Origin of the sequence: Candidatus Electronema sp. TJ, from assembly GCF_048287355.1 — a bacterium.
In the GTDB taxonomy this organism is placed as follows: domain Bacteria; phylum Desulfobacterota; class Desulfobulbia; order Desulfobulbales; family Desulfobulbaceae; genus Electronema.
The window spans coordinates 1-10,692 of the sequence record NZ_JBLWEP010000078.1; the positions used below are offsets into that span (position 1 = coordinate 1).

The 10,692-nt window shown below is 53.4% G+C and carries 10 protein-coding genes and 1 tRNA gene; 3 read left to right on the top strand and 8 right to left on the bottom strand.

The window, feature by feature from the left end:
* Nucleotides 1–87: 87 nt before the first annotated feature.
* Together ACNKID_RS07145 and dapB are read left to right on the top strand one after the other, a co-directional pair.
* Entirely contained in the window at nucleotides 88–1,035 is a 948-nt protein-coding gene (locus tag ACNKID_RS07145; RefSeq protein WP_417912752.1) for a glycosyltransferase family 2 protein, read from the top strand.
* Nucleotides 1,036–1,114: 79 nt separating this feature from the next.
* Complete coding sequence (gene dapB, locus ACNKID_RS07150; protein ID WP_417912753.1) at nucleotides 1,115–1,927, top strand: 4-hydroxy-tetrahydrodipicolinate reductase; 813 nt, start codon at nucleotides 1,115–1,117, stop codon at nucleotides 1,925–1,927.
* 46 nt (nucleotides 1,928–1,973) lie between these two features.
* Here the strand turns inward: dapB and aroA are convergent, their stop codons facing one another.
* The 7 genes from aroA to ACNKID_RS07185 form a co-directional block, all read right to left on the bottom strand.
* Nucleotides 1,974–3,254 (bottom strand): 3-phosphoshikimate 1-carboxyvinyltransferase, encoded by a 1,281-nt coding sequence (gene aroA, locus ACNKID_RS07155; protein ID WP_417912754.1) that lies wholly within the window; start codon nucleotides 3,252–3,254, stop codon nucleotides 1,974–1,976.
* A gap of 47 nt (nucleotides 3,255–3,301) precedes the next feature.
* Nucleotides 3,302–5,251 (bottom strand): tetratricopeptide repeat protein, encoded by a 1,950-nt coding sequence (locus ACNKID_RS07160; protein ID WP_417912755.1) that lies wholly within the window; start codon nucleotides 5,249–5,251, stop codon nucleotides 3,302–3,304.
* Nucleotides 5,252–5,353: 102 nt separating this feature from the next.
* On the bottom strand, nucleotides 5,354–5,950 hold the full coding sequence (locus tag ACNKID_RS07165; RefSeq protein ID WP_417912756.1) for a hypothetical protein: 597 nt from the start codon (nucleotides 5,948–5,950) through the stop codon (nucleotides 5,354–5,356).
* Nucleotides 5,951–6,075: 125 nt separating this feature from the next.
* A complete protein-coding gene (locus tag ACNKID_RS07170; RefSeq protein ID WP_417912757.1) occupies nucleotides 6,076–6,234 on the bottom strand; it encodes a hypothetical protein in 159 nt (52 codons plus the stop codon).
* 363 nt (nucleotides 6,235–6,597) lie between these two features.
* Nucleotides 6,598–6,930 (bottom strand): hypothetical protein, encoded by a 333-nt coding sequence (locus ACNKID_RS07175; RefSeq protein ID WP_417912758.1) that lies wholly within the window; start codon nucleotides 6,928–6,930, stop codon nucleotides 6,598–6,600.
* Between the two features lie 214 nt (nucleotides 6,931–7,144).
* Complete coding sequence (locus ACNKID_RS07180) at nucleotides 7,145–8,698, bottom strand: AmpG family muropeptide MFS transporter (protein ID WP_417912759.1); 1,554 nt, start codon at nucleotides 8,696–8,698, stop codon at nucleotides 7,145–7,147.
* 61 nt (nucleotides 8,699–8,759) lie between these two features.
* Nucleotides 8,760–8,868, bottom strand: a tRNA-Thr gene (locus ACNKID_RS07185).
* Between the two features lie 97 nt (nucleotides 8,869–8,965).
* Between ACNKID_RS07185 and ACNKID_RS07190 the strand changes: the two genes are divergently transcribed.
* Nucleotides 8,966–10,171, top strand: coding sequence for a tyrosine-type recombinase/integrase (locus ACNKID_RS07190; RefSeq protein ID WP_417912760.1), 1,206 nt, complete (start codon nucleotides 8,966–8,968; stop codon nucleotides 10,169–10,171).
* A 297-nt stretch (nucleotides 10,172–10,468) separates the two neighbouring features.
* Here ACNKID_RS07190 and ACNKID_RS07195 read toward each other — a convergent pair.
* Nucleotides 10,469–10,692: hypothetical protein (locus ACNKID_RS07195; RefSeq protein WP_417912761.1), on the bottom strand; the 224-nt coding region annotated here is incomplete at its 5' end.

The window sequence follows — 10,692 nt, forward strand, 5'->3', positions numbered from 1 at the left end:
GGCTGCTAAACAGCTCTTGCGGCGCAGGCGGCAAGATGCTATAAAAAAGACAGTTTGCTGACCTTACCCGTTGCCCTGACTGAATCCATGTTTCTTGACAAGAAAATCGCGGTGGTCATTCCCGCCCATAATGAGGAAAAACTGATCGGCAAGGTGATCGGCACGATGCCCGATTTTGTCGATTATATCGTGGTGGTGGATGACCAGAGCGGCGATGGCACTGCTGATGCGGTGCGGCTGCTGGCTGCGTCAAACCGGAAAATTGTTCTGCTGCAGCACGAGCGGAATGGAGGAGTTGGCGCGGCCATCGCCACCGGCTACAAGTGGGCGAGAGATCACCAGGTGGATGCGACAGCGGTCATGGCCGCAGATTTTCAGATGGACCCAGCGGATCTTCCGCGCATAGTCGAACCGGTCTGCGCAGGCGAATGCGACTACACAAAAGGCAACCGGCTTTTTCGTGGCGAATCGTGGGGCATGATTCCCAAACACCGGTATATCGGCAATTCCTTTCTTTCACTCTTCACGAAGATCGCTTCAGGATACTGGCATGTGGCGGATTCACAAAGCGGCTACACCGCGATTTCCTTGCCTGCCTTGCAGGCCATCAATCTGGACGCGATCTATCCACGCTACGGAATGCCCAATGATCTGCTGATCAGTCTGAACATCGCCAATTTCCGGGTGCGTGACATTTCCATCCGTCCAGTCTACAATGTCGGCGAGGTTTCCGGGATCAGGCTGAAGAAAGTGGTTTTCACCATTCCGCTGATACTCATCAAAGGTTTTGTGCGGAGAATGGTGCATAAATACATCATCCGAGATTTCCATCCGCTGATCTTCTTTTACGCATTTGGAATAATATTCTTTATTTTCACCGTAATTCTATCTGCGCGGGCTTTGATCTATCTTGGCATAGACGGCCATCTGCCGCCAATCAACACGCTTGCGGCCATGTTCTCTTTCATGAGTTCGAGCGTCTTCACCTTGTTCGCCATGTGGTTTGACATGGAATGCAATAAAGACTTGAAATGATTTTGTCACTTTCGTGCCGGAAACAGAGGGGCCGTCACAAGGAACGTCCCTGCGAAACACTACCTTTGAGAAAGAACAGATGACCAACGTGATTGTAGCCGGAGCAGCCGGACGTATGGGCCGCCGCATCTGCGAAATGGTGCGGCAGCATCCTGAACTGACTTTAACCGGGGCCTTTGAACGCGCAGGCAGCCCTTTTATCGGCAAAGATGCAGGCGAGGTGGCAGGCTTCGGGCCGACGGGCGTGCAGATCGCAGACAGTCTTGAAGCGGTGATTGAGCAAGGCGAGGTGATCATTGACTTCACCTTCCACCAGTCGACAATGGAATTCATCAAAGTCGCGGCCACATATGGCCGGGCAATGGTGATCGGCACCACCGGCCTGACTGCCGACAACTTGGAAACGCTGCGCGAGACCGCCGCCGGGCATTTTCCCTGCGTGCAGTCGCCGAACATGGCTGTGGGCGTGAACGTGCTCTTTAAGCTGGTGGAAAAAACCGCCGCCGTGCTTGGCGATGCCTATGATGTGGAGATAGTCGAGGCGCACCACCGGATGAAGAAAGATGCGCCGTCCGGCACTGCGCTGCGGCTGGGCGAAATGGCCGCCGCAGGTTTGGGCCGCAATCTGGCCGAAGTCGGCGTGTATGAGCGGCACGGCATGATCGGCGAGCGCACGGACAAGGAAATCGGCATTCAGACTGTGCGTGCCGGGGACATCGTCGGCGAGCACACTGTCTATTTCGCCGGCGCAGGCGAGCGGATCGAGATCACCCACCGCGCCCACAGCCGTGACAACTTCGCACGCGGCGCGGCCTTGGCTGCGGCTTGGGTGGCGGACAAGCACAAAGGCCTTTACACCATGTTCGACGTGCTGGGTTTGGGCAGCTTCTGAGAGCCGCTGCCAGGCGGCGTTCTTGCTCCAGAACGCCGCCGGACTGTCAGCTCCCTGCGCCTATTTCCCGCCACCTCTCCCAAAAATCCGGGAAGGACTTGACCACGCAGTCCTCGCCGTGGATGCTCACGCCCGGAACGCGCAATCCAGCCACAGCAAAACACATGGCAATACGGTGGTCTTCGTACGTGGCGATCTCCGCGCCGTGCAGGCCCGCGCCGCCTTTGCCGTGAATGATCATCCGGCCGTCTTCTTCCTCCGCCTCCACACCCAGCTTGCGCAGCTCCGTCACCATCACAGACAAGCGGTCGCATTCTTTGATCCGCAGATGGGCAATGTTGCTGATCACGGTTGCGCCTTGAGCAAAGGCGGCGACCACTGCCAAAGTGGGGGCCACATCCGGCATGTCGCCCATGTCAGCCTCAATGCTGCGCAGGACAGCCGGCCCCTGCACGGTGATGCCGCCTTGCGCCGTGCTGACAGCGCAGCCCATTTTGGCCAAGAGCTGCACCAGGCCGCTGTCGCCTTGCAAAGAAGGGGAGGGCACATTGGCCACAGTAATTTTTCCGCCCGTCACCGCTGCCGCCGCCCAAAAATACGATGCGCCGGAAGCGTCTCCCTCCACGGCATAGCGTGTTCCCTTGTAGCAGCCTTGCGGAATGCGGAATTCTGCCAGCGAGGCAGCGGCTTCAGCATGGATGCCGAAATCCTTCATCACCGCCAAGGTCATTTCCACATACGGTTTGGACAGCACCTCTCCTTGCACGGTCAGTTCGGCAGGCTGTCTGGCATAGGGCGCGACCAAAAGCAGCGAGGAGAGATACTGGCTGGATTTGCCCTCCGGCAGCACGGTCGGGCCGCCGGACAGTCCGTCCGCGTCAATGCGCAGCGGCGGGCAGCCGGTTCCGGCCTCGCTGGCAATCCTCACCTGCCAACCTTGGAGTGCCTGCATCAGCGGAGCAATGGGCCGCTGCGCCATGCGCTCGCCGCCGCCGATGCGGAAGCGGCCATGCCCCAGCGCGGCCACTGAGGTGAGGAAGCGGGTGGCGGTGCCGTTGTTGCCAAGGAAGATGTCTTCCGCCGGGGTTTGAATGCGCCCGCCGCAGCCGCGCACCTGCCACGCTGCCGGGTCGCTGTCGTCAATGGCAATGCCCATTTGCCGAAGGGCGGTCATGGTGTAGCGCGTGTCCTCGCTGGCCAAGGGGCCAAGCAGGACAGATTCGCCTTCAGCCAAGGCGGCGGCGATCAGGGCGCGCTGAGTGAGACTTTTGGACCCGGGAACGCGGATGACCGCGTCAATGCGCTGCTGCGGAGAAATGCTGATCATTGCTGAAAAAATGTCTCGATTGAAAAAGTTGAATAGATATTAGAATGTTATTCGGAACTCGTTTTCATGATCCGATCAAGATGCTCTCTTGCATATTTAAAATTTTTATCTATATCTAATGCGTATTTGTAATTTTTAATTGCCTCATCCTGTTGACCAAGCTGTTCATGAACCATTCCGAGGCCGCTGTAAGCCTCTTTAAGCATTGGGTTTATAGTTAAAATAAATTTAAATATATCAGCTGCTTTAGTCAATTCTCCTGTGCGCATGAAGAGAAGGGCAAGGTTGTAGTTGGCCTCAATGTTCGTCTCCTCAAGGGCTATTGCCGCATTGTAATACCTGAACGAAGCGTCTATATCTCCAAGAGCCGCCATCGCATTTCCAAGATTTATATTTAAAATAACTGATTTTTTTTCTATCTTCAAGGCTTCCTTGTAAAACGAGGCAGCCTTGTCAAACTCACCAGCTCGGTAAAAAAAATTTCCTAAGCTGTTAAGCAGCTCTTTTGACTTTGGATTCACAGCAAAAGCGGCACTGTAATGCTCAAGAGCACCTTGCATGTTCCCTTGTTTTACAAGCAAATCACCGATATGACTTTCTATCGCAGCGTATCTGGGATTGTTTGGATGCAGTTCGACAGCTTTCTTGTAGGATGCAACAGCTTCTTTGATGCGCCCTTCCTGTTCCAAGTAATATGCAAAATTTTCATGAGGCCTCGATTTCTTCGCAGATTTCAAGGAGCTGTCCTCCCATAAAGAAATGCCGCTTTTCCAAACTGAATTTCTCTGGAACGTCCAGAAAGACAATGTTGCAGCAATACATATTGCCGCAGGAACAAAGACTCTCTTGCTGCATCTCATCAGGACATAGAGAGCACCAGCAATAAGCATCATCGATGGAATATAATTCCTATGTTCAAAGATGAAATCGAGAGGAATTATAGTCGACTCAACTAAATGATTTGTAAAGAACCATAAAATTCCAAAGGTTACTATCTTGTATCTTTTTGTATAAAGAAATGATCCTGTGATTATTGTCAATAAAAAGAGCGCGCTTAAAAAAGTTGTCTCCGGTTGCAGAAGAGATGTTGAAAAAGAAATATCATGATCAATATTAAGACGGGAAGGATGCGGAAAAAATATCAGGGAAATATAAAAAACAAGAACCCTGAATTCCGTCATCAAATATTGCGTGAGCGTGAATCCTTTTCCCTGATGCCAAGCTGATAAATTTGCAAAAGGAACAGGACTGGCGGCATCGCGGGAGGCAAAGTATATCAGCAGGGCTAAAACTGAAAATAAAGAAAAAACAGCAAAGAGCGTGTTGGCTCTTTTCAATGTTTCCCATCGCACGCCTTGCAGGAAGATGATTTCATACAACAGGATGGAAGGGAAAACAGTGACTGCATTCGGTTTTGATTTGACTGACAGCAGCACGGAAATGCAGCACGCTGTGAACAGGAGTGTTTTTTTCAGCTTCGCATCTGACTGCCTGAACTGGATATACAGCAGCATAGCCAGAAGAAAGAAAAGACCGGCCAAGCTGTTCATCCGCTGCACAATGTATGTGACAGACTGTATCTGGAGAGGATGAACAGCCCAGATCAATGCGCTGACCGCAGCAAACAATCTGCCGCCGCCATAATCTTTTTCTGCGAGAGAAAGCGTTTTGCAGATAAAAAAATACAAAAGCCAAGCCGTTGTGATGTGAATCGCGACATTCACAGTCCTGAACCAATAAGGAGACAGGCCATTCACATAATAATTTACTGCGAAGCTCACTGTCGCCACAGGGCGGTGTCCTTCTGCCGCTGTCTTCAGTGACTTCATAGAAAGATCTTTTATATGTATGCTGCTGTTTTTCTCTATATTCGCTATGTCGTCAAAAAGGAAAGGCCCATTGAGGGCAGGAGAATACAAGAAAAACATCAAAAAGGGAACAGCTGCGAGAATAATATATTCAAAACGATGCCGAAATGAATATGCGGATGCGATCATAATAGCTGTATGACAGATAGAAATGAAAAAGGAGGCTGCTGAACAAGCAGTCTCCCTTTTTTCTAACCTGCGGCTGCGCAGAGGCCTAACGTGTCCTGCTGATCAATTGTTTCTTGTAGGCAACCCAGCTCGTTGCACAGGAACAGCTGACATGGCACCATGATCCACCACGAAAGGAGCAACTTGCAGCAGCGGATTATAGGAATAAATTTCCGCCCGGCCTTCAAATGGAACGTTAATGGGATCAATGCTTGGTATCACCTGAGCTGCGCTGGATGTGTCGGCTGCTGCTGCCGGATAATCCACTATAAAAGGCGGAGGGGTTCCAGCGTTGCTCACATTTTCTGATGTGGCAAACACTCTGGAGCCATTTGGCGGAATGGTTCCTTGAGCTATCCCTTGAGCAACGCCGTCCTTATCCTTGAAGAGCACATAGACACAACCCACCTTGTGATGAGAGACAGGGTGGCGGTTGATTATATGAACAGCTGTTTCAGCTCCTGGGACTCCTAAGCTTGCGCCCGGATCTGGATTGCTTACAGCATAATTGACTGTGTACCGAAACGGCGTGGTCGGCACCCCTCTTCTGTTCAGCTTGAGCGGCTGACACTCCTCTGTCGTCGATTGAGCGTGAACTGAGCCAGCAGCTGCGAGCAGCAGAAACAATGCGGCAGACAATGAACAAATTTTTCCTTTCATTTTTTACGCCTCCTATGGATTTTGTGATTTTCACGCGCACATGAAGACTGTGTGCGACTATTATATTTTATCCTATCCTCTGAAAAAGTAAACAAAAATAGTTGCTCTATTCAGAGCAACTATTCTCATTTCGGCAATCCTGAAAAGGCGGCGGCCACGTTTGGAGCAATTTTTTCATTAAAAGGGAAGGCGCGTTGGTCATAGTGACTTTTCCACCCGTCACTGCTGCTGCCTTCAAAAATATGCTGCGCCGGAAGCCTTGCATTCTGCTCAAGGAGCGGCATCGCCTGCTCCTTCTTCAGGGGCAAATCTCCCGGAGGAGGCGGCAAAGCCCTTTCCGCACAGCTGCCGCAGCGCAGATGCGGCTTGCCAAGAGGCATGGCACGCTTGCCGAGCTTTTCGGCAAAGATGCTGCGCAGCATGTCACACTTCACGTGCGGCGCGGAACGCTTTCCCTATCGCATGTCATGCTTGCCGCAAGGCAAAGCAAGCATTCCGCGTGACGTTGCAAGCGTGACATGAGGCGCGGAAAGCTTTCCCTGTCACATGTCACGCTTCAAATGAGGCATTTCATGCGTGCCGCAAGGCAAAGCAAGCATTCCGCGTGACGTTGCAAGCGTGACATGAGGCGCGGAAAGCTTTCCCTGTCACATGTCACGCTTCAAATGAGGCATTTCATGCGTGCCGCAAGGCAAAGCAAGCATTCCGCGTGACGTTGCAAGCGTGACATGAGGCGCGGAAAGCTTTCCCCGGCGCATGTCACGCTTCAAATGAGGCATTTCATGCGTGCCGCAAGACAAAGCAAGCGTTCCGCGTGACGTTGCAAGCGTGACATGAGGCGCGGAAAGCTTTCCCCGGCGCATGTCACGCTTCAAATGAGGCATTTCATGCGTGCCGCAAGACAAAGCAAGCGTTCCGCGTGACGTTGCAAGCGTGACATGAGGCGCGGAAAGCTTTCCCCGGCGCATGTCACGCTTCAAATGAGGCATTTCATGCGTGCCGCAAGACAAAGCAAGCGTTCCGCGTGACGTTGCAAGCGTGACATGAGGCGCGGAAAGCTTTCCCAAAGGCGTTTGCAGCGGCAGACACAGCCTTTCATCCTGAAAAAATCTCAGCAGAAACAGCGCAGAAGACTGAAGCAGGCCGCTGCTCTTGCCCAGCGATGTTCAGCGCAGCTCTTTATGCAGGCAGCAGTTACTGCAACCTTTTTTCCGCCAGCCAGATCAGCACCAGCACAGGCAGTCCAAGCAGTGCCGTGGCTAAGAAGAACCATTCGTAGCCCCAGGCGGTGGCCATTGCGCCGGAGTAGCCGCCGAGCAGCTTGGGCAGCAGCGTCATCAGCGAGCTGAAGAGCGCGTATTGCATGGCGGTGAAGGAAATATTGGTCAGTCCGGCTAGAAAAGCGACAAAGGCGGCGGAGGCGATGCCTGCGCTGAGGTTGTCTGCGGCGATGACTGCGGCGAGCAGCGGCACGCTGGCTCCGGCATGCGCCAGCAAAAGAAAAAGGAGGTTGGTCAGGCTTGAAAACAGCGCGCCGAGAAAAAGAATGCGCGTCACCCCGTAACGCACGGTCAGGGTGCCGCCGGCAAAACCGCCGAGCAAGGTCATGATCAGGCCGAAGGTTTTGGTGATGCCTGCGATGACTTCTTTCGAGAAGCCGATGTCCTGATAAAAGAGATTGGATACCACGCCTAAGAGGATGTCGGAGATGCGGTAGACACCGATCAGGGCGAGCAGCAGGCAGGAGGTCTTCACGCCGTAGCGGCGGAAGAAGTCCAGCACCGGGCTGATGTAGGTTTCGCTGATCATGCCGCTGTCGGCGAGATTGGCGCGGATGAGCAGGACTGCGGCGAGCAGGGCGCAGAACGCGGCCAGCAGCAGGCGGCCTGTCTCCGCCAGCAGCGAGGAGAAAGGAGCCAGCTCGCTGCCCAAGGCGGAGCTGAACAGGCCCTTGAACAGCCCGTTCAGGGCGAACACAAGCCCGCCGCTGAAAAAGAAGACCCCGGCAAAGACAGCGGCGGCAAAGACAAAGAGGAGCAGAAAGCGGAGATAATATGCTGCCGGATAAAACGTCTTTCTGCTGTTCGCCTCCGGTTCGGGGATGAGCAGAGTTGTGACCGCGCCGACCAGCATCACGGCGGCCATGATCAGATAGCTGTTCCGCCAAGCTGCATGACTGTAGGCTTCCATGCTCGTGCCGAACCAGGCGGCGAGATACAGCGCGCCTGCGCCCGCAGCCAGCATTCCCAATCTGTAGCCAGCGATGTAGGCGGAGGAGAGCAGGGCTTGCAGCTCCTGCTCCGCGCATTCAATCCTGTACGCGTCAATGACTATATCCTGCGTGGCCGAGGAGAAGCCGAGCAGCACGGCGGCCAAAGCCATCTGGGGCAGCGCGTGCCCGCCCGCCGCCGGATTGGTCATCGCCATCAGGCAGATGGCGGCAATCACCGCCAGCTGCGCTGTCAGCAGCCAGGCCCGCCGCCTTCCCAGCCTGTTGGTTAAAAACGGCAGCGGCAGGGTGTCTGCCAGCGGTGCCCAGATGAATTTAAACGAATAGGCCAAGGCGGCCCAGCTGAAGTAGGTGACGGTCGAGCGGTCAACGCCCGCCTCGCGCAGCCAAAGCGAGAGGCTTGAAAAGATCAGCAGGATGGGCAGTCCGGCGGAAATGCCGAATAAAAGCATGGTCAGCACTCTGGGATGCAGCCAAGCCCGCATGGTTTCGCGCCAGCTCTTTGCCGCCGTGTTCATGATCTGTTCTCCTGGAAAGAAAAAAGGAGCCAGCCTGTGACAGGCTGACTCCTCGATCTTGTGGAGCCGACAGCCGGACTTGAACCGGCGACCTGCTGATTACGAATCAGTTTTTTTCTATCTTCATTCGCTTTCATCACTCTTCACTTTCCCCTGTTAAACTTATTGACTTCCAGCATGTTGACTGCTATTCTATGTTCATTAGAAATCACCTGTCCCCACCTGCCATAACGAAAAAAGTGGGGGCAGAATGGGGGCAAGGAAGTCATGTCGCAATATCAGAGCACGAAATTTCCGGGGGTGCGCACAAGGGAACACACCACCCGCAAGCATGGAATCAAGCCCGACCGTTATTTTTTAATCCGCTATCAGGCGGAAGGCAAGCGGAAAGAAGAGGGGCTGGGCTGGGCAAGCGAAGGCTGGACGGCTGAGAAGGCGGCTTTGAAGCTGGCAGAGCTGAAGCAGGCCGCAAAGACGGGCCAAGGTGAGGCAAGACTGTCTGAAAAAAGGTCGGCGAAAAAGAAGGCAGACATTGAGGAGGCAGCCAGAAAACAGGAGCAGGAACGGAAGGCAGTCACTTATACGCATTTTTTCAACATGTGTTATTTGCCAGAACAATCTAAAAAAGAAAAGACGCTGCAAGAAGAAATCAGTCTTCATAAAAATTGGATACTCCCAGCCATAGGGCAGGTGCCTGTTGCCAAGCTGGAAGAGCAGCATATCAGAAAGATTATTCAATCTATGAGCAGCGCAGGCAAATCCGCCCGGACGATTCAATATGCGCTGGCTGCGGTTAGAATGGTGGTCGGCCATGCTGTCAAAAATGGCTACTACAGCGGCCTGAATCCCGTGACTCAGCTTGCCAGACAAGAAAAGCCCAAAGTTGAGAACCGGCGGCTGCGCTTCTTTTCTCATGCCGAAGCTGAGAAGCTGCTGAACATCTTGAAGGAGAGAAGCCAAGATGTCCATGACATGACGCTGCTCTCTCTGCATTGCGGCCTGCGGGCGGGGGAAATATTTGGTCTGGAATGGCGCAGGGTTGATCTTGTCCACAGACAGGTGGTGCTGACAGAGACCAAATCAGGCAAAGACAGAGTGGTGCCGATGACTGGCGCGGTTCATGCTATGTTCGAGGAACGCGCCCGGAGCTGCGGCGACGGGCTTGCTTTTCCAGACGGCAACGGCGGCAGACGGAAGAGCATGAGCAACACCTTTGACCGGGCTGTGGATGAGCTGGGGCTGAACGCCGGGGTCAGCGATTCAAAAAGCAGGCTGGTGTTTCATTCCTGCCGCCACACCTGCGCGTCTTGGCTGGTGCAGGCCGGGGTGCCGCTGATCACGGTGAAAGAGATACTGGGGCACTCCACCATTGCCTTGACGGAACGCTACAGCCACCTTGCCCCGGACGGAACACGGGCGGCCTTGCGGGTGATGGAGCAGACTTTGCAGAAGGCAGGAAATGCGGAAGAATAACAAGTTCGGATGCGGCAGCCAGCTCCGCCCAAAAAAGACAAAAAAAATAAACGGTTGCCCTTGCCAAGCTGACAAGGAATGATTATCATAGATTCTATTTATAGGTTCTTGCAGAATTATGAATGCAAGAAGAAGACTGCCGCTGCTGAGATACGTGAGCCTCGGAAACTCTCTCTCATGCAGCGGCTGGTTCAGAACATCATGCTTGTCTCTTCGTCAAAAGGGACGCATGACGGGATGAAAAAGGCTGACTTATCGCCTTTTCTTATGCAAAGATAAGCAGAAGCCGTCCGTCCGTCAAGAGTTTTCTGCGCACTGAATTGTGCAGGAGAATGAAGCTCTGTGACGAAAAAACGCAATATGCGGTGTTGTTACTTTGAGATACCGCTGCATATTGCATGTTTTATCTTTTTTAAACAATACGGCTTCTGCTGCATTTTTTTGCATCCATCCCGTCAAGCATGGCGTTTCTGAATCTTGATGATGAACTTCAACATCAAAGAGGTGCAGAATGCCCCGCG

Excerpts from the sequence above, each read along its gene's own strand:
- ACNKID_RS07170 (WP_417912757.1), bottom strand. The coding sequence starts at position 6,234 with ATGCCGCTCCTTGAGCAGAATGCAAGGCTTCCGGCGCAGCATATTTTT.
- aroA (WP_417912754.1), bottom strand. The coding sequence starts at position 3,254 with ATGATCAGCATTTCTCCGCAGCAGCGCATTGACGCGGTCATCCGCGTT.
- dapB (WP_417912753.1), top strand. The coding sequence starts at position 1,115 with ATGACCAACGTGATTGTAGCCGGAGCAGCCGGACGTATGGGCCGCCGC.
- ACNKID_RS07145 (WP_417912752.1), top strand. The coding sequence starts at position 88 with ATGTTTCTTGACAAGAAAATCGCGGTGGTCATTCCCGCCCATAATGAG.
- ACNKID_RS07165 (WP_417912756.1), bottom strand. The coding sequence starts at position 5,950 with ATGAAAGGAAAAATTTGTTCATTGTCTGCCGCATTGTTTCTGCTGCTC.
- ACNKID_RS07190 (WP_417912760.1), top strand. The coding sequence starts at position 8,966 with ATGTCGCAATATCAGAGCACGAAATTTCCGGGGGTGCGCACAAGGGAA.
- ACNKID_RS07180 (WP_417912759.1), bottom strand. The coding sequence starts at position 8,698 with ATGAACACGGCGGCAAAGAGCTGGCGCGAAACCATGCGGGCTTGGCTG.
- ACNKID_RS07160 (WP_417912755.1), bottom strand. The coding sequence starts at position 5,251 with ATGATCGCATCCGCATATTCATTTCGGCATCGTTTTGAATATATTATT.